This window comes from Streptantibioticus silvisoli (assembly GCF_027947535.2).
Lineage (GTDB): Bacteria > Actinomycetota > Actinomycetes > Streptomycetales > Streptomycetaceae > Streptantibioticus_C > Streptantibioticus_C silvisoli.
Map to the genome: position 1 here is coordinate 1 of NZ_JAAGKO020000017.1, position 26771 is coordinate 26771.

The following is a 26771-nucleotide window of genomic DNA, read 5'->3' on the forward strand; positions in this document are numbered from 1 at the left end:
GCTGAAGGACAGGAACTGCACGGTGGCCGCGTCGGCGTACTGGGCGTCGTCCACCAGCAGCACCAGCGGCTCGCGCCGACCGGCTGCCGTCCGGGCGGTCAGTCCCAGGCGACCATCAGCTCGTCGACGCCGTAGTGCACCGCGCGGTCGCGCAGCGGGACCTCGTCGGCCGGAACCGCCAGCCGCAGCGACGGGAAGCGGTCGAAGAGCTTGCGCAGGGCGATGCGCATGGTGGAGCGCGCCAGGTGCTGGCCCAGGCACTGGTGGGCACCGAAGCCCAGCGCCAGGTGCTTGCGCGGCAGCCGGGCGACGTCCAGCTCGTCGGGCGCCGGGAAGACCGAGGGGTCGCGGTTGGCGGACGGCAGCGAGAGCACCACCGTCTGGCCGGCCTTGATGGTGCGGCCGCCGATCTCCACGTCCTCCAGCGCGCACCGGCTGGAACCCATCTGGGAGATGGTCAGGTAGCGCAGCAGCTCGTCGACCGCCGTCTCGTACAGGTCGGGGCGGGCCCGCAGCCGCGCCAGCTGCTGGGGGTGCTCCAGCAGCGCGAAGACGCTCAGGCCCAGCATGTTGGGCGTGGTGTCGAGCGAACCGCCCACGGTCAGCACCGCGAGGTTGACCAGCTCGTCCTCGGTCAGCTCGCCGGTCGCGATGAGCTGGCCGAAGAAGTCGTCCATCGGCTCGGCCGCGCGCTTTTTGACCATGTCGCGCAAGACCGCGTCGATGGCCTCCATGTGGCCGATGAACTCTTCCATCGTGTACGTCAGCTTCATCAGCGCGCCGAAGTGCTCGGACATGTCCGCCACCAGCTCCGGCGGCACGTTCATCAGCGAGCACACCGACCGGGCAGGGATGGTCTCGGCGAACACCTTCAGCAGGTCGGCCGACGAGCCCGACGCCTCCATCTCGTCCAGCACGCCGTCGATGATCGACGCCAGCTCCGGCTCGTGCTGCTGGATGCGGCGCACCGTGAAGTGCCCGGCCAGCAGCCGCCGGTACTTGGCGTGCTCGGGGTTGTCGGTCTTGGCGAACGCCCCGGGCGGTGACGGCTGCGGGTTGTACTCCGGGATGGGGAACGGCGGCGCGACCACGTGGGCCAGCAGCTCGTTGCGGTGGCTGAAGCGCGGGTCGGCGAGGATCTGCCGCACGTAGTCGTGCCGGGTGACCAGCCAGCCCGCGCGGTCGTTCGGCGCCACCTCGAAGGTGATCGGGCTGATCGGGTCCTTCTCGCGGAGCCGCGAGTACTCCGAGGGCGGGTCGAACGGGCACTTGCCACGTTCACTGGGTATCACGGGAGGTTCTGGCCTGGTCTTCATCTCTACTCCGTCCGGTCCGTCCGGGGCGCGGTGGGTTTCGGTGCGGGGCGGCGTCCGCCCGCGTCAGGCTCGCTCGACGACCAGCGGCAGGTGCCGGGCGCCGTAGACGTTGGTGCCGTGGAAGGACAAGGTGGCCTCGGGGTCCACCCGGATCGCCGAGAAGCGGTCCAGCATCGCGTTGAGCACCACCCGGCCCTCCAGCCGGGCCAGCACCGCGCCGATGCAGTAGTGGATGCCGTGGCCGAACGCGGCCTGCCGGACGTTGGAGCGGCCCGGGGAGAACGCCGCGGGGTCCTCGAAGACGGCGCCGTCCTGGTTGGCCGACAGCAGCCACAGGTGCACCAGGGTGTCCGGGCCCACCGTCCGGCCGCCCAGCTCCACCTCCCGCGTGGTGACCCGCTCGATGCGGGTGAACGGCGGGCGCAGCCGCAGCGTCTCCTCCACGACCGCCGGGATCATCGAACGGTCGGCGCGCACCCGCTCCAGCAGCCCCGGGGTGGCGTCCAGGCACAGCAGGGCGTTGCCGATCAGCACCGAGGTGGTGATGTGCCCGGCCAGCAGCAGCAGGGTGGAGAAACTCGCGATGTCCTCGTCGTCCAGGTGCTCGCCGTCCATCTCCGCGTGCACCAGGGTGCCCAGCAGGTCGTCCTGCGGCTCCTTGCGGCGCGCGTCGATGAAGTCCTGGAGGTAGGAGGAGATCCCGACCGCGGTCTCCTCCATCTGCTTCACGCTGTCGGGGTCGTCCGGGTCGGTCGACAGCAGCTGGTCGGCCCACTTCTGGAACAGGTCCCGGTCGGACTGCGGCACGCCCAGCATTCCGGCGATGACGGTCACCGGCAGCGGGTTGGCCAGCGCGTCGACCAGGTCGAACCGGTCACCGTCGACCGCGTCGAGCAGCTCGCCGGTCAGCTCGGTGATCCACGGCTCCAGGGCCGCGACCAGGTTGTTGGTGAACGCCCGGCTCACCATCCGCCGCATCTTGCCGTGCAGCGGCGGGTCGAGCAGCAGCAGCGTGCCGCGCGGCGCCTTGCGCTTGCCGCCGGACAGCCGGCCCACGGTGTCGGAGGAGTACGTCGCCGGGTCCGACAGGATCGCCTGGACGTCCTGGTGACCGAAGACGTGCACGTGCTCGGAGTCGTCCCACCACACCGGGCACTCGCGCCGCTTGCGCTCCAGCCAGGCCAGCAGGGTCGTCCCGCCGTCCGGGTCCACGGTGGGCACCTTGCCGGGCCCGTGGTCCGCGGCCGGCGAGGACGCCTCCGGCGTGTCCGGCGGGTTCAGGCTGTCGTCGTGCACCACCAGGGTTCCCCTCTCCTGCGCCCGGTACGGCCGGGGCTCTCCTGTGCCCGGTACGGCCGGGGCCGTTCTCACACCTCGGGCCGGCGTTCCCGCCGGCCGTCCGTCGGCCCACCCCAGCACGGCCCGCGAGCGGGCCGCCAGCGCCGGACCCGGAACTCTAGGGATTCACCGAGTCCCCGCGGCACGGCGGCCGGCCGCCCCGGGCCGGGCCGATGTCTGGAGGAATCACCAGACCGGGCCCCCACCGCTCCGCAACACCGCGTGACCGCCGCACTATGGGCATCCCATCCCACCGGACACCGCAGAAGGGCCGCATGGAGATCGTCATCGACCACGACAGGTGCCTGGGCACCGGCCAATGTGTCCTCGCGGCCGGCGAGGTCTTCGACCAGGACGAGCAGGACGGCCACGCGGTCCTGCTCATCCAGAACCCCGGGCCCCATCTCGCGGAGTCCGTCCGCGAAGCCCGCGACGCCTGTCCGCTCAGCGCCATCACCGTCCTGGAGGGGTGACCGCGGCTCGTCGCCGCGTCCTCCCGTGAACCACGAGGAGAATCCATGCGCGTGCTTTTCGCCGGCTTGTCCGAGTCGGCGCACCTGTATGGCATGGTGCCACTCGCCTGGGCCCTGACCTCGGCCGGCCATGAGGTACTGATGGCCAACGAGCCCTCGCTGACCGACACCATCACCGGGGCCGGACTGATCGCGGCGCCCGTCGGCCGCGACCACGGCATCCACTCCGACATGTCCGGCTCGCGCGAGAGCCAGGACGCCGACGTCGCCAACTGGAGCCGGCTGGCTCCCGGGCAGGTCGACTGGCCCGCGATGCGCCGCCGCTACGAGATCAGCGTGCCGTGGGGATTCGCCCGCTACAACGACCCCGTCATCGACGACATGGTGGAACTGGCCCGCAGCTGGCGGCCCGACCTCGTCGTGCGTGACCCGCTCGCCTACGCGGGCGCCATCGCCGCCCGGGCCTGCGGTGCCGCCCACGCCCGCCTGCTGTGGTGCGCCGACGTCTACGCGCAGGCCCGCCGCACCTTCGTCGAACTGCACGCCCAGCAGCCGCCGGCCGAACGCACCGACCCGCTCGCCGAATGGATCGACGAGCGCGGAGCCCCGTTCGGCGTGGTCTGCGACGAGGAACTGCTCAACGGCCAGTTCACCCTCGACACCCTGCCGCCCAAGCTGCGTCCGCACACCGGGCTGCGCACCGTGTCCATGCGCTACCAGCCCTACAACGGCCCCGCGGTGCTGTGGGACTGGCTGCGCGACGCCCCCAAGCGCCCGCGGGTGTGCCTGACCCTGGGCCGCACCAACACCGAGGCGTACGGCGGGGACTACATCAGCGTCCCGGACATCCTCACCGCCCTGTCCGCCCTCGACATCGAGGTGGTCGCGGCCCTCATGCCGCAACAGCGCGCCCAGCTCGGGGAGTTGCCGGAGAACGTCCGGGCCGTGCACGGCGTCGCCCTGCACACCCTGCTGCCCAGCTGCTCACTGGTCATCCACCACGGCGGCTGGGGGACCTTCTCCACCGCCCTGGTCAACGCCGTACCGCAGCTGACGCTGTCCACCTACGTCGCCGACCAGGAGATGCGCGGACGCACCCTCGAACGCGAGGGGGCCGGAGTCTTCCTGCACCACAGCGAGGTCACCCCGGAGAAGGTCGTCCACCACACCCGCCGCATGCTGGACGACGCCACCTTCGCCGTCAACGCCAAGCGGCTGAGCGACGAGTCGGCCGCCATGCCGACGCCGTATGAGACGGTGGCGGAACTGGAGCGTATCGCCATGAGCCGCTGAACGCCGCCGACGCGGCAACCGCACGGATCAGGACGGCACGCGCGCCGTCCCGCACTGCTCACAGAGGGAAGGAGGCCGGCGCGATGACCCCGTTGGGGTTCAGCGCGCCACAGCCCAGATGACTCATACGAGAATCCTGGTAACCGGCGGCGCCGGTTTCATCGGATCGCACTACGTACGGACGCTGCTCGGTCCCTCGGGCCCGCCCGACGTCTCGGTCACCGTCCTGGACAAGATGACCTACGCGGCCAGCTCCTCCAGCCTGGACCCGGTCCGCGGGTCCGACCGCTTCGCCCTGGCGATCGCCGACATCTGCGACCCGGTGGAGACCGGCCGGCTGGTCGCCGAACACGACCAGGTCGTGCACTTCGCCGCCGAGTCCCACGTGGACCGCTCCATCTCCGACTCCGCCGAGTTCGTCCGCACCAACGTCCTGGGCACCCACGTGCTGGTGGACGCGGCCCACCGGCACGGCATCGAGACCTTCGTGCACGTCTCCACCGACGAGGTCTACGGCTCGATCAGCACCGGCTCCACCGCGGAGACCACGCCGCTGAGCCCCAACTCCCCGTACGCCGCGTCCAAGGCCGCCAGCGACCTGATCGCGCTGTCGTACCACCGCACCCACGGCACCGACGTGCGCGTCACCCGCTGCTCCAACAACTACGGCCACCACCAGTTCCCCGAGAAGCTCATCCCGCTGTTCGTCACCAACCTGCTCGACGGCAAGAACGTGCCGCTGTACGGCGACGGCCTCAACATCCGCGACTGGCTGCACATCGACGACCACGTGCGCGGCATCGAGCTGGTGCGCACCGGCGGACGCCCCGGCGAGGTCTACAACATCGGCGGCGGGACCGAGCTGACCAACCGGGAGCTGACCCACCTGCTGCTGGAGGCCTGCGGCGCCTCCCACGACCGGATCGAGTACGTCACCGACCGCAAGGGGCACGACCTGCGCTACTCGGTGGACTGGAGCAAGAGCCACGCCGAGCTGGGCTACACCCCGCGCAAGAACTTCGTCGAGGGCCTGGCGGAGACGGTGGCCTGGTACCGCGACAACCGCGACTGGTGGGAGTCGCTCAGGGAGCGGGCCGCGCTGCCCGCCGAGGAGAACGTTGTGGGGGCGCCAGCATGCTGAGGTGCCGCACACTCGGCCTCATGGAGGTCACCGCCGGCGGACGCACGACGACACCCAGCGCGCCCAAGGTGCGCCAGGTGCTCGCCGTCCTGATCGCCCGGCGCAACGAACACGTCTCGCTCAGCGCCCTGGCCACCGAACTGTGGGAGGGCCGGCCGCCGCGCAGTGCCACCGGCACCGTGCAGACCTACGTCTACCTGCTGCGCAAGCTGCTGGAACCCAACGGCGACCCCGCCGACAACAACGGACCGCTGGTCACCAAGGCCGCCGGCTACCTGCTGCGGGTCGGGCCGGGCGAGTGCGACGAGGCGGAGTTCGCCGAACTGTCCGCCCGGGGCCAGGCCGCGCTGCGCGAGGGCGACCCGCGCACGGCGGCCGAACTGCTCAACGCCGCCCTGGCGCTGTGGACCGGGCCCGCGCTGGCCGACGTCATCCAGGGCCCGCTGCTCCAGGCGCACGCCATGCGCCTGCAGGAACGCCACATGCACACCATGGAACTGCGGGTCAGCGCCGAGCTCAGCCTCGGCCTGCACCGCGAACTGGTCGGCGAACTCAAGGAGTTGGCCTGCGCCCATCCGCTGCACGAATGGTTCCAGGGCAGCTTGATCATCGCCCTGCAACGCTGCGGCCGGCGCGACGAGGCACTCCAGGTCTACCAGCAGCTGCGCACCGTGCTGCGCGACGAACTCGGGCTCGACCCCTCGCCCGGCATCCAGCGCATCCAGCAGCACGTGCTGGAGGGCAAGGAGTCGACCGCGGACCTCAGCCTGCTGCCCGGCTGACCCGCCGGTCACCGGTCACCGGTCACTCCGACATCGTCGCCTTCCACAGTTCCTGCACCGAGACGTCCGGCCCCCGCCACGGCGACCATCCCAGCAGCCGGCGGGCCAGCCGGATGTCCACCCGCATCCAGTCGGGATCCGTCGGCGGCCTGGTCGAACCGCCGGCGTCCTCCTCCACCACCTCGGCCGCGATACCGCTCGCCGCGATCAGCTGGTCCACCAGCGACCGCACGTGAACCGCCTCGCCGCGCCCGATGTTGAACACCCGGCGGGCACCGATCGGTGCCGTCGCCGCGCACATGATGGCCTCGGAAGTGTCCCGTACGTCCACGAAGTCGCGGTGCGCCCGCAGCGGCGCCACCCGGATCACGGCCGGCCCGGAGGTGCGGGACGCCTCCTTCAGCTGCTGGGCCACCCGGCCCAGCAGACTGTTCGGCGGCGAACCCGCGCCGATCACGTTCGACAGCCGCAGCACGACCGCGTCGGTGCGGCCGGCCGCGGCGGCCTCCAGCACCGCCCGGGTGCCCAGCAGCTTCGTACGGCCGTACTGCGTGGTGGGCCGTACCGAACCCCACTCGTCCAGCGACGAACCCACCGGCTGCGGGGCGTACTCGTGCATGGAGCCCAGGTGCACCAGACGCGGCTTCCACGCAGCGTGGTCCAGCGCCGACAGCAGCCACTCCACGAGCTGGTGGTTGCCCTGCTCCATGTGCTCGGGCGACGGTGACCACGCCACACCGGCGGCGTTGACCACCGCCACCGGACGCTCGGCGTCGATGATCCGCGCCAGCTCGGCGGGGCTGCCGTCCAACATGTCGAGGTGACAGGAGCGGCAGCCGGCCGTGGCGAGGGTCGCCTGGCGGGAGACGGCCAGCACGTCCACGCCCGCGGCCGCGAAAGCGGCGACCGCGTGACGGCCCAGGAAGCCGGTGCCGCCCATGACGATCACCCGCCGGGGTGCCTCGTCCGTCGCCACGGCGAGCCGATGCCCATCGACCACCGCCATGCCAGCCTCCTCACAGATCCCGTCCCGGCGCGGCGCGCACGCGAACCACGCATGCACTGCCGGGGCGCTACAGCTCAACCATTCCAGTCGCCTATCGTGGGCTCATCCAGAATGAATGGACTCGAGCGTCCCGGGAGCGGTCCTTCAACGAGGCTGGAATTACACGCCATAGCGTTGGCACCATCATGAAGGTTCGAGAGATGGCGGTACCGGACGCGTTCCGCATCACGCCGCACAAGTTCACCGATTCGCGAGGAAATTTCTACGAGTCCTTCCGGCACGGCGAACTCGCCGAGGAAATCGGGCGTCCCATCCCGATCACCCAGGTGAACTACTCCGTGTCGCGGAAGAACACCCTGCGCGGTCTGCACGGCACCTTGCTGGCATCCGGCCAGGCGAAGATCGTCTGCTGCGTGCGCGGTGCGGTGCTCGACATCGTGGTCGACCTGCGCACCGGGTCGCCGACCTACGGGGTGTACGAGGCAAACCGGCTCGACGCGGAGTCGGGCGACACCGTCTTCGTGGCGGAGGGGCTGGTCCACGGCTTCCTCGCGCTCACCGACGACACCTGTGTCTCCTACCTGTGCTCGACCGAGTTCGTCCCGGGCACCCAACTGGACATCGACCCGTTCGACCCCGAACTGAACCTGCCGTGGGACCTGCCGGACGCCCCTTTGATGTCGGCCAAGGACGCCGGCGCCATGTCGGTCGCCCGGGCCCGCGAAACCGGCCTGCTCCCCGACTACGAGGCATGCCTGGCCTATTACGCCGCGCTCCGTGGCACTTCCTGAACCTCACACGGACCGGGCCCGTCCCGGGCGCGGTCGGAACGAAGGTGACGACCATGTCCCAGCGCACCGATGTGAAGGCGCTCCATTTCGCTGTCTTCGTTTTCCCGGATTTCGGTCACGTCAATCCGGTGCTGCAGACCGCTCGTGAACTGATGGCCCGCGGAGATCGCGTCACATTCGTGATCGACCGCCGTTTCGCCCCCCTCGTCGAGGGTACGGGCGCCCGGGCCGTGGTCTACGACTCCGAGCGAGGCGATTTCTACCGGGCCGCGGTTCCCTCCCCCGACCAGCTGGCCGCCGACGGCTACGCCCTGCTCATGGAAACCATGGACAAGGTCTACCCGCTCGCCATGGCCGCCTTCCAGGAGGACCCGCCCGACGTCGTGCTCTACGACTTCGAGTCGGTCATCGCGGCCCGCATGACCGCCTACCGGCTGGGCGCGGTGTCGGTGCAGTTCTTCCCCAGCCACGCGGCGAACGACTCCTTCTCCCTGCGGGCGCAGATGTGGGACGCGGAGAACCCGGTCATGGTCAAGGGCGCCCACGCGGTCGTCGACTTCGTGCGGACCAACGGCGTTGCCGACGCCGACCTGGGACGCTTCGCCAACGAGTGGGACGACCGCAACCTGGTCTTCCTGCCGAAGCTGTTCCAGATGCAGGGCGACATCTTCGACGACAGCTACGCCTTCACCGGCCCCACCGTCACCGAGTACGCCGGCCCGGCCTGGACGCCGGCCCGTGACAGCGAGCGGCTGGCCCTGGTGTCGCTGGGCACCGAGTCCGTCGCCCGCCCGGGATTCCTCCAGGACTGCGCCGACGCGTTCGACAGCGAACGCTGGCACGTGGTGATGACCACCGGCCGCGGCGTCGACCCCGCCCGGCTCGGCCCCGTACCCGAGCACGTCGAGATCCACGCGTGGCTGCCGCACCCGGCGGTCCTGCCGCGGGCCGACGTCCTGGTCTGCCACGGCGGCATGGGCAGCGTCATGGAGGCGCTGTACTACGCCACCCCCGTCGTCACCCTGCCCCAGGCGCACGAACTCGCCATCAGCGCGCGGCGGCTGGAGGAACTGCGGGTCGGCCGGACCGTACTGCCCGACCGGTTCACCCCGGACACCCTGGCCGACGCGGTCGACGCGCTGACCACCGACCCCGACCTCGCCGGCCGCCTCGCCGAGGTGCGCACCGCGGTGCGCGAGGCCGGCGGCGCGGCGGGCGCGGCGGACCGGCTGCGCGCCTGGGCCCCGCAGCCGCGCGGCTGAACCCGCCGGCCGCACGCCGAAAGCGGCCCCGCTCCCCCTCATCGGGGGAGCGGGGCCGCTTTCGCAGCCGGTCCGGTCAGCGGTGACGCGTGGCGAACTCGGTCAGGGTCGCGATGCTGTGGTCGAGCATCTCGTCGGTCAGCCCGGGGAAGACACCGATCCAGAAGGTGGCCTCGGCCATCGTGTCGCTGTTGGTCAGCGGCCCGCTCACCCGGAACTCCCGCTCCTGGTAGGCGGGGTGACGGGTGAGGTTGCCGGCGAAGAAACGCCGGGTGGCCACCTTCGCCGACTCCAGGTGGTCGATCAGCTCCTTGGGGGCGAACGGCGCGTCGTCGAGCACGGTGATGGCGAAGCCGAACCAGCTCGGGTCGCTGTCCGGTGTGGGCTCCGGGAGCAGCAGGTGCGGCACCCCGTCGAGCCCGGCCCGCAACCGCGCCCAGTTGTGGCGCCGCGCCGTGCCGAAGTCGTCGATCTTGGTCAGCTGGTTGAGCCCCAGCGCCGCCTGAAGGTCGGTCGACTTCAGGTTGTAGCCGATGTGGGAGAAGATGTACTTGTGGTCGTAGCCCTCCGGCAGGGTGCCCATCTGCTGCTCGAACCGCTTGAAGCAGCGGTTGTCCTCGCCCGGCTCGCACCAGCAGTCCCGGCCCCAGTCGCGCATCGACTCCACGATCCGCGCCAGCACCATGTTGTCGGTCAGGACGCAGCCGCCCTCGCCCATGGTGATGTGGTGCGCGGGGTAGAAGCTCTCCGTCGCCATGTCGCCGAACGTGCCCGTCAGCTGCCCGCGGTAGGTGCTGCCCAGCGCGTCGCAGTTGTCCTCGATGAGGAACAGGCCCCGGTCGGAGGCGAGTTGGGCCATCTCCTGCACGGCGAAGGGGTTGCCGAGCGCGTGGGCGATCATGATCGCCTTGGTGCGCGGCCCGATCGCCTGCTCGATCCGCTCCACCGAGGCGTTGTAGGTGCCCAGCTCCACGTCGACGAAGACCGGCACCAGGCCGTTCTGCAGGATGGGGTTCACCGTGGTGGGGAAGCCCGCGGCGACGGTGACGACCTCGTCGCCCGGCACCAGCCTGCTGTCCTCCAGCTGGTGGGAGGTCAGCGCGCTGACCGCGAGCAGGTTCGCCGACGATCCGGAGTTCGTCAGGTGCGCCTTGCGCAGGCCGAAGTACTTGGCCAGCGCCCGCTCGAAACGCCGGGAGCTGACCCCGGCGGCGATGCGCATGTCGAGGGCGGCCTCCACGAGGGCGACCCGGTCGTTCTCGTCCAGCACCGCGCCTGATGCCATGACGGGCGTGACGCCCGGGATGAATCCCGACGTCACGTTGTTCTGGTGGTACGCACGTACCTGGTCGAGGATCTCGGTCTTGTCGTTCCCCATCGGCCGCGGCCTCCTGTGGGTAGCAGCGGGGACGTTCGGCGTTGCGCGGCCGTCGGCGACCGCTCCCCGGTGTCCGGTTCGGTTGGACGGGTCCACATCAGCACCTGTCGGCCGCCCGATCCAGTCGGGGCCCGGAACTCTAGGGAACCACCAAAAGGACGCGCGCCACCTGGCGCCCGCGGCACCCGGCGTGCGGCCCGGCGCGCTCTAGGGAAAACCTCAGTGCCCCGGAGGCGATGCTGGAACGGCAGATGCCCGGGTACGCCCGCGGCGTCGTTCGCCCGATGATCCAGGGAGCCGTGTCGCATGAGTACAGCCCGCCGCTCCGCGCGTTCCAGAAGCCGCGGCCCCTCCTTCATCGTGCGGGCGGGGTCGGCCTCCGGGGAACGGGTGCGGCTGAGCGTCCTCGACCTGCTCACCGGCACGTTCGCGACATCACGGGTGTTCTTCTACCGCACCGCCCTGGACGGCGCGGCCCTGCGCGCCTCGCTCGCGCGCACGCTCGCACACTATCCGCTGCTCACCGGGCGGCTCGCCCGTGACGCCGACGGCGGACTGAGCGTGGTGTGCAACGACGCCGGCGCGGTCTTCGTCGAAGCCGACGCGGACGCGCCGTTGCCCGACTACGACTACGACAGCACGGTCGACAAGCGCCTGCTGCGCAACGTCAACCCCTTCATGGCCGTCGGGCACGACGAGCCGGTGCTGACGGTGAAGCTGACCCGGATGGGCGGCGGCTGCGCGCTCGGCGTCGGCATCAACCACAGCGTCGTCGACGGCACGGCCTACATGACGTTCATGCAGCACTGGGCCGCCGAGCACCTGGGGCTGGAGCACCCGGCACCCTGCCACGACCGGGCCGTGCTCGACTCGCTGGCCTCCCTGGCCCGACCGGGCGCCGAGGAGCACAGCGACCAGTACGCGGTGGTCGGCCGGCGCCAGAAGCTCGCCTTCCTGTGGCGGGTCAACAAGGGCGCCACCGGGATGCGGACCGTCGGGATGCGGTTCACCGCCGGCGAGATCGGCGCGATCAAGGAGAACGCCCAGGCCGGGCTCGCCGGCACCGGCAAGTGGGTGTCGTCGGCGGACGCGCTGACCGCCCACCTGTGGCAGGTCGCCGCGGAACTGCGCGACCGGCCCGCCGACAGCCGCGAACGCCTCGGCATCGTCATCGGCGCGCGCGCCGCCCTGAAGGGCGACCTGCCCGAGGCCTACTGGGGCAACGTCGTCACCAACGTCCGGCCCGGCATGGCCGCCGGCGAACTGCGCGCGGCCCCGCTGTCCACCGTGGCCACCGTGCTGCGCGAGTCGCTGGACGGCGTGACCGGCGCCGTCATGCACGACGAGATCGGCTTCCTGGAGTCCCAGCGCCGGGCCGGCCGGGTGAAGGGCGTGATGAGCCGGATGGCGCTGGAGGCGTTCGACAGCACCGTCGCGGTCAACAACCTCGGCAGACTCCCCGTCTACCGGATCGACTTCGGCACCGGCCGGCCCTTCTGGTGCCAGTACCCGCCCAACCTCATCCCCTGGACCTTCCGCATCAACGCCACCCCCGACGACGACGCCGGCCGCGACGTGCAGCTGACCCTGCCGCGCGAGGTGGCCAAGGCGTTCGACGACCCGCACTGGGACCGGCGCCTGCACGCCTACGCCGAGCCGAGCTGAGCCGAGCCGAGCCGAAGCTCCGGCCCGCCGGGTCAGGGCGCCGGCACCGGCATGCCCACCGTCACCACGGCGCCGGCCGGTACCGGGCCGCCGGTGGCCGGCGGTCCGGCCGCGGCGGACGGAACGACGCTGACGGCGTCGGCCGGCACGTCGGCGCGCCCGGCGGCCCGCAGCGCGGCCAGGTGCGTCGCCAGCGCGGCCCGGAACGCGGCTGCGGTGGCCTCGGCGCGCTGCCGGGCCAGCCGGACGGACAGCCCGAAGTGCCGCAGGCCGTCCCGGACGACGTCGGCGTGCCCCTCGACGGTCAGCACGGGTACCGGCCCACCGCGTTCCACGCTGCCGACGGCGAGCTCCGCGACCTGGCGTGCCGCGCCGTCGAGGGACTTCAGGGCGGCCGGCGACAGGGCGGCGGTCTCGCCGTCGAACGGGAACGTCCCGCCGCCGACCCGCTGCACCCGGGCGGCCGGCGGTGGCGGTGGCGTGCCGGACGGCCCGTGGGCCGACGGCTTCCGCGTCGGTCCGTGCGACGGAGACGGCGACTGCGAATGCGACGGGTTCTGCGGGTGCTTCGGGGCCGGTCCGGGGGCGTGCCCGCTCGGGTGGCCGTTCTGCCGCCCGTGCCCGACCGGGGCGGGCCGCGTGGACGCGTCGTAGTGGTTGTGCCCGTTGTAGTGCAGGTCGACCAGCGGGGCGCCGCGCGGACCCACGACCGCCCGCGCGACCGGACCGTCCGCGGTGGGCTGGACGATCCGGAACCGTACGCCCAGTGCGTGCGCCAGCAGCCCGGGGAACATCTCACCCGCGTCGTCGGCCCAGCCCTGGTTGTGCGGGTCCCAGTTGCTGATGGCGTTGACCAGGCCGTGCAACTCCGGCTCGGTGAGCGGGCCGTGGACCGCGGTCTGGGTCGCCGCCACCCGCAGGCCGTGGTCCGGCAGGCTCTCCAGCGGGATCGGGCCGCCGCGTCCTTGGAGGTAGTCGAACTGCTCACGCGGTGAGAGCGCGTCGTCCGTCAACTGCGGTCCGCCGAGGCCCTGGACGGTCCGCACCGGCACCTGCGCCTCCGCGATCGCCCGCGCCGTCGCCGGGTCCACATCCTGCTCGTCGGTCAACTCGGCGATCCGCGCGTCGAGATACATCCGGCGCAGCGTCATCGGCGGAAACCAGTCCTGCGACCGTACCGACTCCACCCCCCGCGCACGCAGCGACGCCAACAGCGCGTCACGGTCGGCGCCCGCGAACTGCGCCGCGATCGTGGCCTGTTGGCTCTCGTGGTAGGACAGCACCACGTCCTGCGGCAGTTCCTCGCGCGGCGTCGACAGGACGTGGTCGAGCACCAGGGAGCGCAGCGCCTCCGCGCTCCGGCCCAGCACCGAGTCCGGTGCCACCCGATTCCCCCGTCCGGCCCGCCGGTCGACGCCCGACAGCACGCCCGCGTGCAGCGTGTGCGCGTCGCCGTGCTGCCCGCCCGTCCCGGCCCGCTCGATCAGCGCGTGCGGCCACAACTCCGCAGGCGTGCTCGCCAGCGCCGAGTACAACAGACACCGCCCGTCACCCGGCACGGCCACCCGCTCGCCGAAGTCACGTTCGCCGTCGGTGAGTTGGTCGTCCTGCTGGTCGTCGGACCGGTGGTCGTGCTGGTCGTCGTCCCGGTGGTCGTGCTGGTGGAGGCTCTGGTGGTCGCCGGTGGTCAGGTCAGGCGGACCGGTGGGGTGGTTGACGGTGGTCAGGTCGGGCGTTTCGGTGCCGTGGTTGACGGTGCCGGTGTCCGTGGAACCGGGGTGGCGGGAGAAGACGAGGGTGGCGTTGTGGTTGTCGGGGGTGAAGCGCAGCAGGGGTTCGCCGTCCGGGCCGCGGTGGGAGTCGACGATCTTGCTGAAGACCTTCTCGCTGAACGGGCTGCGGGGGGCCTCCCAGTACATGTGGGCGCCGTGCATGACGGCCATGTCGCTGGCCTTCATGTCCTGCCAGGTGTTCTCGTACGTCGTCGGGCTCAGTCGGGAACCGCCGGGGGTGGAGATATCGAAGATGTCGTGGTCGCCGGTGATCGGCTTCCAGGTCCCGCTGTCGTCCTTGCCCTCGATGAGCCCGTCCCGGACCCGGAAGCGGTCCTGCTCCGCCAAGTGCCGCAAGGTGGGGGCGAGTTCGTTGAACTCGTCGAGGCGCTGGTGGTGACGGGACTCGACGGTGTTCCACGACGAGTCGTCGTCCAGGGCGCCGCGTCGGGGCAGCGTGGGCTCGAAGTAGCCGACGAGGCCGATGTGTTCGGGGTTGGCGCCGAGGCGGACGTCGGTGTCGTTGATCGTCTTGGCCTTGATGTCCTTCGGCTTGGGCAGCATGCCCTTGTCGAGCCAGTGCGGCGCCGACGGGTTGGTGGGCCGCACGTCGATGACGAGGTTGCGCTCCCGGGCCTTCTGGCGGAACTTGTCGAAGTTCTTCTGCGGCATCCCGTACGTCGTTCGCGCCTGCTGGGGCGTGACCGTACCCGGATGCCCGTCGCCTCCGGCGCCGCCCCGGTCCCCGGCGCCGTGCCGCGGGACGACGGTGGCGTGGTCGACGGGGGGTTGGTCGACGGTGCCGTGGTCGCCGACGGTGTGGTCGACGACCGTCTGGTCCTCGCTGCCGTGGTCCCCGGTGTCCTGGTCACTCACCGTCCGATCACCGACCGTTTGGTCGCTCACCGTCCGGTCATCCGTGTGCGACGCGGTGTCCACGGGCGATTCGGGGGGTGCCGTCTTCGCGGTCCAGTAGTAGACGTGGCCGTCGGTGGGGACCGGGGTGCCGTAGGTGCCGTCGTCGTCGTACTTGACGGTGGTGACGCGCACGGGCTGGCGCATGAGGGACTGCGGGCCCTTGACGGTGGCCTTGCCGGGCTCTTCCGCGGTCTTGCCGTGCGGCATGGCCGGCGGGGCCAGCGGGCGGCCGGTGACACCGGGGGCGAGGGTGACCGGCGCCTTGCTCTCCAGGCTCTCGTCGCGGTCGAACTTGACCGCGTTGGCGCCGGGGAACGGCACGACCACGGCGGGGTCGCCGGTCACCGCGAAGCCGTCGCTGGGGGTGACGTTCCAGTTGTACGCGGTGCCGGCCGACGTGGACGACTCGCCCTCGGTCCTGACGGTGATCTCGTCGCCGCCGTCCGGCCGTTCGCCGATCTCCTCGGCCGGCCCGGTCGGCTCGATCACCGATCGCAGTCCGGTCCTGCCGTCCTGGCCGAGCGGCACCGTGCGGTAGCCGGCGGGCGTCTTGAGCTGGTGGAAGACGGTCGGGAGCGTCTGCGGGGAGAACGCCTGGCGCAGTGACGTCTGCTGTTCCAGCGGCAGCCGCTGCTCGGTGCGCAGCGGGTTGCCGGCGTCCAGGCGCGAGTCGTAGACGAAGCTGTCGAGCACGCGCCGCGCCGCCGCCGGGGTCAGGCCGCCGGCCAGCCGTCCGGCGGCGCCGGTGCCCGCGTTCCACAGGGACGAGGAGGCCGAACCCATCCGGCCCAGCACCCCGTCCCCCCACGGGCGCGGGGTGGTCAGCGCGGTCGTGGCGTTGTCCAGCAGGTCCCCGGAGTGGTCGAAGCCGATGAGGTCGTGGCCGTCGTCGAGCGACTGCTGCCACTGGGCGCGGTCGGCCGCGGAGTGCGCGGGGATCTGCTGGAGTTCGACGGTGTTGCCGCCGTCCGTCACCCCAAGGCCGTGCTGCTGGGTGCCGGGCGCGGTGTGCGGGGCGGGGGAGGGCGTGCCGGGCGCCCGGGTCATCGAGGTGGGCACCCACGCCTCGACCCGCCAGGACGGTACGACGTCGCGCGGGCGTTCGGGCAGGTGGTGGAAGCGCTGGTACTCGTTGCGGCGGGTGACCGTGACCTCGAACCGCATGTGGGTGCTGAACTTCGAACTGCCGCCGAACTTCGACGTCTTGTGGCCGACCTCGGTGGTCAGCCCGGAGTCCGCGCCGGAGTTGCGGCTGCCCTCGCCGCCCACCCCGGGCGCCCAGGTGGCGTTGCCGAAGTGCTCCTTGTCGGACGGCCCGCGCACCGAGGCGCGGAAGTTGCCCTCGGCGCCGAGCGACCAGTTGCGGCCCGAACTGCCCTTGACCGTCTGCGAGAAGCCGGTCTTGCGGGTGGTCTCGGCGTCGGAGCGCTGCCCCTCGTCCCGCCAGCCGTCCTGCGGGACGCCGCGTACCAGGACCTCGGTGACCGTGCGGTTGGTGCGGGTCTCCTCGACGTGCTGGGCCAGGATGCCCTTGCCGAGCAGGTCGTCGGGGTGCGCGGCCAGGTGGTCGGGGGAGAAGGTGTCGGCGAACGGCAGCGCGGCCCGCGGTACCGCGTCGTCGGCCTGCGGGCCGCGGATCTGCCGGTCGATCTCCCGCAGGATGCCGTCCGTGTCGCCGAAGCGCATGCGGGTCCCGCCGGTCACGCCGTTCTCCAGCAGGACCGCCTGCCGCGGCTCGGGCGGCGGGGCCAGGCTGTCGTCGGGCTCGCCCGTCCGCTCCTCGGGCGGCGTGCCGTCCTCACCGGTGCGCTGCCCGCCGCCCGGTCGGTCCCGGGTTCCGAGCCCCTGATCGCCCCGCCGCCCTTCGTTCTGCTGTCCTTCGTGCCGGCCGCCGCCGAGGGCGCGGACGTCGTCGTCGGAGAGCAGGACGAGGACGCGGTGCTCGCTGTGGGTCGGCTCGCCGTGGGTGGTGGTGCCCTTGGCGTCGGTGACCCGGCCGACGATGGTCAGGTGCGCGTCGGCCTCGTAGACGTGCCAGGTGCCCTCGTGGGACGTCTTGAGCGACGACGTCGCCTTCTGCTTGGACGTCTCACCGCCGCTGCCGCCGTACGAGCCCTTGGCCTTGACGCCGCCGCGCACCTGGTAGCTGGAGCGGTGCGGGTCGTGCGGGGTGGGCGGGACCTTGAGGAAGTCGCCGCCGACGCCGCCGCGGACCGACAGCGACGACTTGCCGGCCACCGAGACGGACGTGCTGGACGTGGTCTCCACGTCGAGCCTGCCCTTGCCCGGCAGGGTCTCGCGGTAGGTGAAGCCGTCCAGGCGGGTGCGTACCGACAGGCCGACGGTGTCCCGGTTGCGGCCCGAACCCACGTGCTCGTCACCGGTGTTGGTCCAGCCGCTGTGCGAGGCGGAGATGTTCGCCTTCAGCTGGTCGTGGCCGCCGAACGCGTCGAGCGCCGCACCGAGGTCGGGAACGGTGACCTGGTGCCCGTCGCCCTCCTGGTGTCCCGCGCGGTGGCGGTAGGCGTTGTGCAGCGCCCTCGCGGCCTGCTGCCGGAAGTCGTCGCGGTCGCCGACGTGGCGGATCGTGTGCGCGGCGGGAAGGTGGTCCAGGGCCGGGTGCCGCGGCGCGGTCGGCGAGTCCTGCGGCGGGCGCACCTCGACGGTCAGGTGGCCGCCCGGCCGGACCGTCCGCACCTGCTGCGCGTGCGGCGACACCGGCAGCGTGGAGACCGCCGTCGTCGGGTCGCCCTCCTTCGCCTCGCCGACCAGCACGTCGTACGACACCGGGTAGCCGTAGGTGTCGCCGGTGCCCTCCAGGCTGAACTCCCGGCTGGTCTCGGTCTCGTGACCGGTGGTCACCCCGTGCGACGGCGCGTAGGAGCCGTCGGCGTTGGCCAGCAGGTAGCCGCGCTGGACGTCGAAGTGGTCCAGCGAACCGCGCAGGTTGCCGCTGCCGCTGACGGTGTGCTTGCTGCCGCGGGTGACCGACGCCTCGGAGGAGAAGGACCGCTTCTGCCCGTCCTTCGCCGTCGAGGTGCCGCCGGCCAGGTGGTGCCCCTCGCCCGGGTCGGCCCGCACCAGGACCTCGTACGTCCTCGCCCTCAGCCCCGGCAGGTGCGAGCTGTCCAGGGTGATCCGGTACGTGCCGTCCAGCAGGTCGGGGCCGGCGCCGCGCAGGGCCGACGCCGACAGCCGCTCGTGCAGGGTCCGCAGGTTGTCGACGGCCTGCGGCGGTACGCGGTGGCCGCCGGCGTCGACGTCGCGCGGCGGCGGCAGCAGACCGGGTGCCTGCCGCCACGCCTCGCCGGTGATGTGGTCGGCCAGCTCCGCCGACCCCGGAAAGTGCAGGAACGACGTGCGCTGCTGCGTCAGCGGACCGCGCAGCACCGCCCCGGTCGGCGGCGCGGGCGCGGTGTGCGGGGTGGCGGGCCGCGTGCCGGTGGACGGCTCACCGCTGCCGTGGTGGGCGGTCGCCGGGGCCGGCGGGTGCGGGACGGCACGCAGGACGTGGCCGGCCGGCGGGTGGACCGGCTCGATGTCGATGACGACGTGACCGGGACGGCCCTCCTGCTCCTCGCCGTCCCCGTGGCCCTGCTCCTGCTGGGGGTCCGCGGGGCCGATGTGCTGGACGGCGGTGCCGTGCAGGCCGTCGGTGCGGGGGGAGAAGGTGTCCTTGATCAGCTGGATGCGGAACCGGACGTCGGTGGAGACCAGGTCGGCGTTGCCGGACGCCTCGTGCGAGGTGGACGACGACGCGGAGTACTTTGACGACGATCCGTGCGAGAGCGAACTGCCGTAGGAGTAACCGGCGGTGCCCGTCAGCCACTTGGTCTCGCCGTCGTGCGGCGACTTCCACACCTGCCCGGACGCGCCCCCGCTGCCGCCGAGCGACCACGAGCTGTTCTCGGAGCGGCTGTTGGCGTGCTCGCCCTTCGCGTTCGACCCGAGCGTGCTCTTGTGGCCGACGGTGTCCAGCACGTCGGAGTGCCCCGGTTCCACGGTCAGTCGCAGGTGGCCGGTCGAGCCGTCGCTGAACGTCATCGGCTTCGACGTCAGGCCCCAACCGGCCGCGTGCTCGAAGTGGTTGATGACGTTGGGCTCGCCGAGGAAGTCCTCGATGTCCTGGTGCGCGGTGCCGTCCGGGCGGGCCTCGGCCGGCAGGTGCTGGAAGACGGCGTCCCGGGCGGTGTCCAGACCGGTGACGGTCAGCGGCTGCCCCTCCCGGGAGCCGGCCCCTTCGTCCTCCGGCCGTGGTCCGGGGTGCCAACCGGGCCAGGAACGCGGGCCGTTGGTGTCGGTGCGGGCCGGCCTGGGAACGTCGGCGCGCACCTGGCCGGTGATCGGCCGCTGAACGGTGCCTGGCCCGCCGGGCATCGGCAGCGGGCGGCCGTGGTCGTCCAGCACGGTGACGTGGTAGGTGAACTCGGAGGTGTAGCTGTCGGTCTTCCCGGTCAGCGCGACCGCGTTCTCGGTGCCGGTGGTCACCGTGTGCGTCGTGCCGGTGCCGTGGCTGCCGCCGCCGACGTGCACGGAGACCGTGCCGAGGCCCACCAGGGTCGGGTCGACGGTGCCGATGTAGGTCGGCGCCGCGTCGAACCCGCCCTCGGACGTGGTCAGTTCGGTCTTGCGAGGCTCCGGTACGTGCTCGGTCCTCGACGGGACCTGGAAGCCGTCGCCGTCGTTCTCCTTGCCGGAGTCGCGGTCGGCGTCCAGGTGCCACGGGCTGGGCGTGGCGTCCACGCGCACCTCGTACGGCTTGCCGTCGACGCGGATGCCGAAGCGCCAGCCGCCGTTGACCATCCGGTGGTGCTGCTCACGGAAGTTGGCGTCGTCGAGGTTGCCGTCCAGGCCCTGCCGCACCGAGGTGTCGCCGCGCCGGCCGCCCAGCAGGTCGCCGATCCGGCCACGCACCGCCGCCGGCCCGGGCTCCTCGGTGATCTTCTTGCCCGCGAGCGTCGCGGTGTGCCGCCCGTCCAGCACCGGCGCCGGCGGGTGCTCCGGCGCCGACTCGCCCTCCCCGCCGGGGTGGAACGGCAGCGGGACGGTCGTGGCGATGTCCTCGGTCGCGGAGTGGTGGTCGGTGACCGGTGACGCGTCGGTGGTGTGGTGCGGCGGCGGGGTGGCCATGAGCTGCCCGTGCTCGGGCGTGTCGGTGGGCGAAGTGTGGAGCGCGGGCGGGGTACGGACGGCCGGAGGCGTGTGGACCTCGGCCGGCGGGGTGTGAACGGCCGGCGGAGTATGAACCGGCGGCGGCGTGTGCGAGACCGGAGGCGTGTGCGAGACCGGCGGCGTGGGGGTGAGTGAGGCGTCGTCCTGGTACGGGAGGTCCTGGGAGGGTGTTTCCAATGCGTCGGACGGGTGGGGTGTTTCCAGCACGTGGGATGTTTCCGCCACGTCGGACTCGGGGGGTGTTTCCACCGCCTCGGACCCGTGGGGTGTTTCCGCCACGTCGGACGGGTGCGGCTCCTCCGCCGTGTCCAGGGACGCCGGGTCGACCGGGTGGGTCGGGTCCGAGACCGGGTCGACCCAGGTGTGCTGCCGGGTCTCGGGCGGTGCCTGCGCGCGGCTGTGCTGCCAGGCCGGGTCGTCGCCGAGGTGTGCTCCCGCACCGCCGGTCGTCGGGACGGGCTGGTGCGGTGCGGTGGGCTGCCCCGTGCCGTCGGTGGCGGTGGTGGACGGCAGCCGGGGTGCCACCGAGGGGCCGGGGGTGTCCGCCGCGCCCTGATGCGGCGTCACGGTGTCCGTGGCGCCGTTCCTGACCAGCGAACCCACCATGTCGGGCACGGACATCCGGCCCTGGAAGAGGGTGTACATGTCGTCGGGCACGAGGGGCCTGAAGCCGGACTCCAGCAGGAGTTTCGGCAGCAGGATCTGGACGTTGAGCCGCAGGTTGCCGTCCTCGAAGGGGTGGATGACGTGCAGCGCGCGGACCGTGCTGGCGATGGCGGCGAGTTTGTCGTCGACGCCGGCGCCGGGCCGGCCGACCTCGGCGTAGTGCCGGGTGAAGACGTCGTCGACCAGCCCGGGCGCCTCACCGCGGCGGTAGTTGGTCGACAGCACGGGGTTGGGGAACATGAACTTGGTGAGAATGGTGACCGGTTGCGGGTCGGGGCGCGGCTTCGACCAGTCGTGGGTGGTCATGTCGTAGACCAGCGGCCGGTCGCCGATCATCTCGTCGAAGATGTCCGGGGCGAGGTGCTCACCGCGCAGCGGGAAGTGCGTGGGGCGGCCGCCGGACCAGTCGAGGTTCCGGCCGAGGTTGCTGGTGGCCAGCCCGTGCATCTCCTGGTAGGAGGCGGCGTTCATCGGCGTGTGGGCCGTGTCCGGGTCGCCGAGGAAGCGCTGGTAGGCGGCGACCATGCCCTGCTGGAAGCCGGGGGAGCGGTCGTTGTCGTAGAGGGAGCCGGGGTTGTCGGGGAAGCGCGACTGCGCCTCGGCGTGGTTCTTCGGGTCGATGTAGAACTTCCACCACTCGTTCTCCGGCAGGTGGTCGTGGAGCGTGCCGGAGGCAGCGGGCCGTTCGGCGGAGGCCGACGGGCGCGGGGCCTGCGCCGTGCTGGAGGGCGCCTTGGGCGTCACCGCCTCGGGTGAGCCACCGCTGTGGTGGCCGGTGCCGGCGTCGGTGCCCGCGCCGGAGCCGCTTGTCGCGGTGTGGTCGCCGGACGGCGGGTTCAGTTCGCCGTGACCGGCGGTGAGCGCGCCCAGCAGGTGCAGGTGCCGGTCCCGCAGGCCGCCCTGCGAAAGCCCGTGCTCGGAGGGCCGGTTGAAGTCGCCGAGCAGGCTTCCCGGGATGTGCGGCCGGTGCGGTCCGGTGGCGTCCCGGTACTCGTCCCGCAGGCCGAGCTGGTGCCCGATCTCGTGCGCGTAGGCGATCGGCTGGGCGTGCGGGCTCCAGGTCCGCTGGTCCATGCCGTGGTCGTCGCCGGTGACGTCGACGGTCAGGTGCGGCTTCTCGCCGTCCTTCGCGGGCTCGACGGTCACGTGCAGGTGGTCGCCGTCGGGCAACCGGTAATCCGGCTTGTTGAAGTACTCCTCGACGCCCTGCTGCATCCGGTTCCACAGGTCGGCCCGGTCGTACGGCACGGCGGGGTCGTCGCGGAAGGCGATCTTCACGGTCAGATCGGTGTACGTCCGGTCGCCGAAGGTGAACCGGCGCTGATCGAAGCCGGAGCGCACGACGAAGCGCGGCGTGCGGTCCGGACGCATGGTGGGCGGCGTCGCCCGCCCACCGCCGCCGCTCCGGTGGTCACCGGTGCGATGCTCACCGCCGCTCTGCTGGTGGTCGGACCCGTGATCGCCGGTCCGCTCGTGCTCGGACGCGCTGTCGTCGGCCTGCTGGTGGGCGGTCCGCTGTTCGGGCGGCTGGTGCGGCTGGTGCTGTTCCTCGTGCGTCGGCTGGTGCGTGGGCCGGGTCTGCGCGTGCAGCGCGTCGAGGCCGTCGGTGGTCGGCACCGGTTCGCGACGGGGGTCGTGCGAGGTGTTCCCGGCGGTCGACTCCCGTTCGGCGGGCGGGCGTTGGAGTGTCAGGTCGCCGTGGTCGCCGTGGTCGCTCCGGCTCGCGTGCTCGTCGGACGGGGTGCCGGAGGACCGCTGGTGCGGTGCGGGAACGGTCCGGTGGCCGGCGCCGGTGTGGGTTCCGGCACCGGAGGAGGACGTGCTCGTGGTCCGGTGCGGCGGCTGCTCGTGAACGGGGACGGGCTCCGCCGGACGGCCGGCGCCGCCCGCCCGCGTGACCGGTTCTGCGGTCGGCGTGCCGGGCAGGGCGGAGAGCTGGTCGGCCGTGTCGCCGTTGCGGGCGGCCGCGGCGCCGTCGGTCAGGCGGCCGAGGTGGCCGGGCGCGGGCGGCGGCGCGGGCAGCGGGCGGTCGGCCTCGTCGCCGAGGCCGCTGACGCGTTCGTCGTGCGTCTGGGCGGCGTGGAGCTGCCGCCGGACGTGGTTGACGGTGTCGCGGACGTCCGCCGCGTCGCCGGAACGGCCGTTCAGCAGGTGGTCGTTGAGCCGGTCGCCCAGCGTGTCGAGCCGGTCGGTGAGCTGCCGGACCTGCGCCTGCCGGGCCAGCTCTCGCTGCCGCTGGTGTGCGGCGAGGTCGTCCAGGGCCCGGTGTGCGGCGTGCGGGGTGGGGGCGTCACGGACCTGCTGGCGCAGTTCGGCCGTGCGCGGATCGTTCTCACCGTGACCCAGCGCGTCGAGGCGGTCGTTGAGCTCCTGCTCGGTCGGAACGTGCTCGGGCGGGGTCTCGTCGCGCAACGTGTCCAGCCGCTGCTGGAGTTGCCGGACCTCGCGGTGCGCGTGCAGGTCGGCCAGCGCGCGGGCGGAGTCCTCCGGCGTGGTGGCGCTGTCGACCCGCTGGAGGAGGTCGCGCTCCTGGTCGTCGCCGGGCTCACGCAGGGCCCTGATCCGGTCGCCGAGGTCGCCGGTGCCGTGGGTGTCGCCTTCGGTGCCGTGCGACAGGGAGGGGGACGGCGAGGGTGACGGGGAGCGGTCGCCGGTGCCGTGCTCCGCGGTGCTCGTGCCGTGATCGCCGGTGCCGTGCTCTCCGGTGGTCGTGTCGTGCGGCGGCGGCGTGCTCTCCTCGTGCGGGGTCCCGGTGCCGGGCGCGGAGGTGGAGCGCAGCTGGTCCAGGCGTTGCTGGAGGTCGTGCAGGTCGTCGTCGGGCTGCGCCGGGTGATCGTCGCGCAGGGCGTCGAGGCGGGCCTGGAGTTCCTCGTTCGCCCGCAGGTCGTCCAGCTGCTGTCGCAGCCGCACGGTGTGGTCCGGGTCGTTCGACGTGGCGATGCGGTGGCGCAGCTCGTCGGCCGCGCCGCTGTCCGGTCGTGGGCCGCCACCGCCGTGCGGCGACTCCGGCGGAACGTGGCTCTCCACGTACGCGGTGTACGCGTGCAGGCTGGTGTCGAGGCGGTCGGGGTCGCCGGATCGGCGGGCCGTCTCCACCGCGTCGACGTGCGCCTGCCAGGCGTTCCGTGAGCCGCCGAGCGCGCCGATCGGTTCGAACCCGGCGTCGGCGTGCGAACGGAAGTCCGTGTAACGGCTGTTGGTCGAGCTGAGCCCGATGTGCTGCCGGAACCCGGTGAGTTGGCGTCCGGCCTCGTTCCAGTCGCCCGCGTCGGACGCCGAGCGGATCGATGAGAGGTAGTCCTGCCGGACCTCGTCCGGCATGCCGGACCCTCGCGCCGCCCGGTCCAGGTCCGCCGCACGCTGCTCCACCCGGACCCCCGGCGACACCGGTGTCCCCTCGGGCGGCCGCGGCGCGCTGTCCAACGGCCCGTTCCCCGCCCCCGGTTCACGCGTCGGCACCGTCAGCGCGGCCAACCGCGTCGCGGTGTCCGGGTGTTCACCGACCCGGTGCTCGGTGGCCGGCGGCACGGTGTGCGGCTGCGCCGGTGTCACGGTCCCCTGCGGCCCGCCGGGCGCGTGCTGCGGCGCGTCCGGCAGGGTGAGGTGCTCCGCGTCGCCGGTGGCATGGTCCCCGGCCGGTGCCGCGGTGCTGCGCTGGTCGGGCGGGGGCGCGTTCGTGTGCTGCTGGTCCGCGGACGTGCCGGTGCGCTGCTCCGGGGGCGGCGCGGAGAGGTGCTCCTGGGTCGGCGGGGGCGCGCCGTGCTCCTGGGCAGGCGGCGCGGAGACGTGCTCCTGCGGCGGCGGTGCCGAGACGTGGTCGTCCGGCGGCGTAGAGACGTGTTCCGGGGCCGGCGCGGAGGTGTGGTCGGTCGGCGGGGCCGCGACGTGGGTGAGCTGCGGCGGCGCGGCGTTCGTGGAGGTGCCGGACGGGATGGCGTTGCGCGGGGCGCGGGGGGCGATCCCGTCGGGGCCGGTGTGCGAGGTGCCGGTGCCGGGGGTGCTGGTGCGGACCGGGGGCGGCTGGGACACCGTTGTGGTGTCGTTCGGCCGGCCGGGGAGGGTGGCGGACGGGGTGTCGCGCGCGGTGACGACCGGCGGCACGCTCGTCCGTGTGACCGGCGTCGGCGCCGCCTCGGTCGAGGTGTCCCCGTGCTCGCCGGGGCCGCCGGAGGTGAGCGTCGTGCCGAAGCCGGGCAGGCCGCCGTCGTTCTCGCCGGTGAGGGCCACCTGGGGTGGCGCCTCCACGTCCTGTGGCGTGCCGGTCTGTTGGCCGGTGATCGGCTCGGCGTGGTCGCCGGCGGTCGTCCGGTCGTCCTCGCCGGTGTCCCGGTCGCCGCCGTCGTCCTCGCCGACGGTGGAGGACGGTACGGTGCCGAGCCTGCCGCCCGTGGCCGCGGACGTGCTCGGCCTGCTGGCCGGGGCGGGGAACGTGCTGGGCGAGCCCTTCTCCTGGCCGGCGCCGTCGTGCGGGCCGCCGAAGCCGGCGGAGGGGCCGTTCCCGCCGAAGTCGTCCAGCGACGGCTTGCCGGTACCGTCGACGTCGGGCAGGTGGAAGTCGGCGACCGGCGGCAGGTGCAGGTCGACCGGGTCGACCTCGGTGTGGCCGCCGTCGCCGAAGCGGCGCCGTCCGCCGCCCCCGCCGAGGGCGCCGATGATGCCGGCGCTGGCCGACGCGCCGAAGTCCTCGTCGTCGCCGCCGAAGACGCCGCCCAGCGCGGCGGTGCTCACGACTCCGGTCAGCCCGCCGAGGACGGCCTTGCCGCCCAGCGAACCGGCGAACTTCGGCTTGAAGACGCTCGCGCCGCCGAAGAACACCCCGCCGATGGCCCCGGAGATCGCCCCGGACTCCAGCGCCTGGATGGTGTTCTCCGTGCTCCACTTGGTCCGGTCGCCCTTGAGGAACTGGATGCCCTGGATCGCGGCGTCCATGAAGACCATGAACCCCGCGCCCATCGCGATCGAGGTCAGCAGCCGGCGCAGCAGCATCCGCACGATCAGCCGCGCGGAGGTCACCGCCACCGGGATCGCCTCCGGCGCCCAGAAGGCGAGTTCCGCGATCTCGGCCGCCAGCCAGACCAGTTGGGCCAGGATCATGTACTTCGCGTACTCGACCTGCACCCCGGTGTTGCGTCCCAGCTCGCCCAACTGCCCGGCGGCGGTGGACATGTCGGGCAGGTTGGACTGCAACTGCGTGACGAAGTCGCCGAACTGGTCGGCCACCGAGCCGCCCAGGTTCTCCAGGACACCGTTGGTGGCCGGACCCAGTTCCTCGCTGATGGCGGAGAGCTGGCGGGCGGCGTCGTCCCACGCCTCGCCCAGGGAACGCAGCTTGTCCTCGTCGCCCTTGGGCCACGACTGGCCGACGGCGAGCTTGGCGACCCAGGCGAGTTCCGGGGGCAGGTTGATGCTCACGGCTTGCCGGACTTCTCCCCGCCGCCGCTCTCCTGCGGAGCGGAACGCGGCGCCAGCGACCGCACGGCCGTGACGTTCTCGTCCTCCAGCCGCTCGTAGTTGCGGGCCATCGTGTCGATGCCCTGCGCGGTGCTGTCCAGCACGTCGGCGGAGTCCCCGATGCCCTGGAACATCTGCTCGCGCGGCGCCTCGTACTGGCCGAAGAACTGCTCCCCCGTGGTGTCGTCGCCCCAGCACTCGCCCAGCTCGCCCAGCCGCCCCTGCAAGCTGGTGCCGATGCCGCGGAACCGCTCCGCCAGATTCTCCACGTACGGCAACTGCCGGTGGAGTCCCTCGGTGTTCACCGAGAACGTGCCGTCAGCCATCGATGCCTCCTCGTTCGTCGT

13 protein-coding genes are annotated in these 26771 nt (G+C 72.5%); 7 read left to right on the plus strand and 6 right to left on the minus strand.

The window, feature by feature from the left end; all coding sequences use genetic code 11:
* Positions 1 to 98 precede the first annotated feature (98 nt).
* Both POF43_RS13600 and POF43_RS13605 read right to left on the minus strand, forming a co-directional pair.
* Positions 99 to 1292 (minus strand): cytochrome P450, encoded by a 1194-nt coding sequence (locus POF43_RS13600; protein ID WP_271312421.1) that lies wholly within the window; start codon positions 1290 to 1292, stop codon positions 99 to 101.
* Between the two features lie 87 nt (positions 1293 to 1379).
* The gene (locus tag POF43_RS13605; RefSeq protein ID WP_282704568.1) at positions 1380 to 2612 is read right to left on the minus strand and encodes a cytochrome P450; all 1233 of its coding nucleotides are present in this window, start codon (positions 2610 to 2612) and stop codon (positions 1380 to 1382) included.
* A gap of 278 nt (positions 2613 to 2890) precedes the next feature.
* Between POF43_RS13605 and POF43_RS13610 the strand changes: the two genes are divergently transcribed.
* The 4 genes from POF43_RS13610 (at position 2891) to POF43_RS13625 (ending at position 6343) form a co-directional block, all read left to right on the plus strand.
* Positions 2891 to 3127 carry a ferredoxin gene (locus POF43_RS13610; protein ID WP_271312419.1) on the plus strand — a complete coding sequence of 79 codons (237 nt, stop codon included), beginning with the start codon at positions 2891 to 2893 and terminating at the stop codon, positions 3125 to 3127.
* A gap of 45 nt (positions 3128 to 3172) precedes the next feature.
* Entirely contained in the window at positions 3173 to 4420 is a 1248-nt protein-coding gene (locus POF43_RS13615) for an activator-dependent family glycosyltransferase (RefSeq protein ID WP_271312418.1), read from the plus strand.
* Between the two features lie 118 nt (positions 4421 to 4538).
* Positions 4539 to 5561 carry a dTDP-glucose 4,6-dehydratase gene (rfbB, locus tag POF43_RS13620; protein ID WP_271312417.1) on the plus strand — a complete coding sequence of 341 codons (1023 nt, stop codon included), beginning with the start codon at positions 4539 to 4541 and terminating at the stop codon, positions 5559 to 5561.
* A 20-nt stretch (positions 5562 to 5581) separates the two neighbouring features.
* A complete protein-coding gene (locus tag POF43_RS13625; RefSeq protein ID WP_271312416.1) occupies positions 5582 to 6343 on the plus strand; it encodes an AfsR/SARP family transcriptional regulator in 762 nt (253 codons plus the stop codon).
* A gap of 22 nt (positions 6344 to 6365) precedes the next feature.
* Here the strand turns inward: POF43_RS13625 and POF43_RS13630 are convergent, their stop codons facing one another.
* A complete protein-coding gene (locus POF43_RS13630; RefSeq protein WP_271322305.1) occupies positions 6366 to 7349 on the minus strand; it encodes an NAD-dependent epimerase/dehydratase family protein in 984 nt (327 codons plus the stop codon).
* Positions 7350 to 7534: 185 nt separating this feature from the next.
* On the opposite strand from POF43_RS13630, the gene POF43_RS13635 reads away from it, so the two are divergent.
* Together POF43_RS13635 and POF43_RS13640 are read left to right on the plus strand one after the other, a co-directional pair.
* Positions 7535 to 8140, plus strand: coding sequence for a dTDP-4-dehydrorhamnose 3,5-epimerase family protein (locus POF43_RS13635; protein ID WP_271312414.1), 606 nt, complete (start codon positions 7535 to 7537; stop codon positions 8138 to 8140).
* Between the two features lie 53 nt (positions 8141 to 8193).
* Positions 8194 to 9402, plus strand: a complete 1209-nt coding sequence (locus tag POF43_RS13640; protein WP_271322306.1) for a macrolide family glycosyltransferase — start codon at positions 8194 to 8196, stop codon at positions 9400 to 9402.
* Positions 9403 to 9478: 76 nt separating this feature from the next.
* On the opposite strand, the gene rfbH is transcribed toward POF43_RS13640, so the two are convergent.
* Positions 9479 to 10780 (minus strand): lipopolysaccharide biosynthesis protein RfbH, encoded by a 1302-nt coding sequence (rfbH, locus tag POF43_RS13645; RefSeq protein WP_271322307.1) that lies wholly within the window; start codon positions 10778 to 10780, stop codon positions 9479 to 9481.
* Positions 10781 to 11086: 306 nt separating this feature from the next.
* Here rfbH and POF43_RS13650 point away from each other — a divergent pair, with 306 nt between their 5' ends.
* Positions 11087 to 12445, plus strand: coding sequence for an acyltransferase (locus POF43_RS13650; RefSeq protein WP_271322308.1), 1359 nt, complete (start codon positions 11087 to 11089; stop codon positions 12443 to 12445).
* 32 nt (positions 12446 to 12477) lie between these two features.
* On the opposite strand, the gene POF43_RS13655 is transcribed toward POF43_RS13650, so the two are convergent.
* The gene (locus tag POF43_RS13655) at positions 12478 to 26385 is read right to left on the minus strand and encodes a WXG100-like domain-containing protein (RefSeq protein ID WP_282704569.1); all 13908 of its coding nucleotides are present in this window, start codon (positions 26383 to 26385) and stop codon (positions 12478 to 12480) included.
* Entirely contained in the window at positions 26382 to 26750 is a 369-nt protein-coding gene (locus POF43_RS13660) for a WXG100 family type VII secretion target (protein ID WP_271323693.1), read from the minus strand. Before POF43_RS13660 ends, POF43_RS13655 begins: the two co-directional genes overlap by 4 nt.
* Positions 26751 to 26771: the final 21 nt, after the last annotated feature.

What these genes read in the sequence shown, in the direction of transcription:
- POF43_RS13610 (WP_271312419.1), top strand. Translation starts at nt 2,891, where the DNA reads ATGGGCATCCCATCCCACCGGACACCGCAGAAGGGCCGCATGGAGATC.
- POF43_RS13615 (WP_271312418.1), top strand. Translation starts at nt 3,173, where the DNA reads ATGCGCGTGCTTTTCGCCGGCTTGTCCGAGTCGGCGCACCTGTATGGC.
- rfbB (WP_271312417.1), top strand. Translation starts at nt 4,539, where the DNA reads ATGACTCATACGAGAATCCTGGTAACCGGCGGCGCCGGTTTCATCGGA.
- POF43_RS13625 (WP_271312416.1), top strand. Translation starts at nt 5,582, where the DNA reads ATGGAGGTCACCGCCGGCGGACGCACGACGACACCCAGCGCGCCCAAG.
- POF43_RS13630 (WP_271322305.1), bottom strand. Translation starts at nt 7,349, where the DNA reads ATGGCGGTGGTCGATGGGCATCGGCTCGCCGTGGCGACGGACGAGGCA.
- POF43_RS13635 (WP_271312414.1), top strand. Translation starts at nt 7,535, where the DNA reads ATGAAGGTTCGAGAGATGGCGGTACCGGACGCGTTCCGCATCACGCCG.
- POF43_RS13640 (WP_271322306.1), top strand. Translation starts at nt 8,194, where the DNA reads ATGTCCCAGCGCACCGATGTGAAGGCGCTCCATTTCGCTGTCTTCGTT.
- rfbH (WP_271322307.1), bottom strand. Translation starts at nt 10,780, where the DNA reads ATGGGGAACGACAAGACCGAGATCCTCGACCAGGTACGTGCGTACCAC.
- POF43_RS13650 (WP_271322308.1), top strand. Translation starts at nt 11,087, where the DNA reads ATGAGTACAGCCCGCCGCTCCGCGCGTTCCAGAAGCCGCGGCCCCTCC.
- POF43_RS13660 (WP_271323693.1), bottom strand. Translation starts at nt 26,750, where the DNA reads ATGGCTGACGGCACGTTCTCGGTGAACACCGAGGGACTCCACCGGCAG.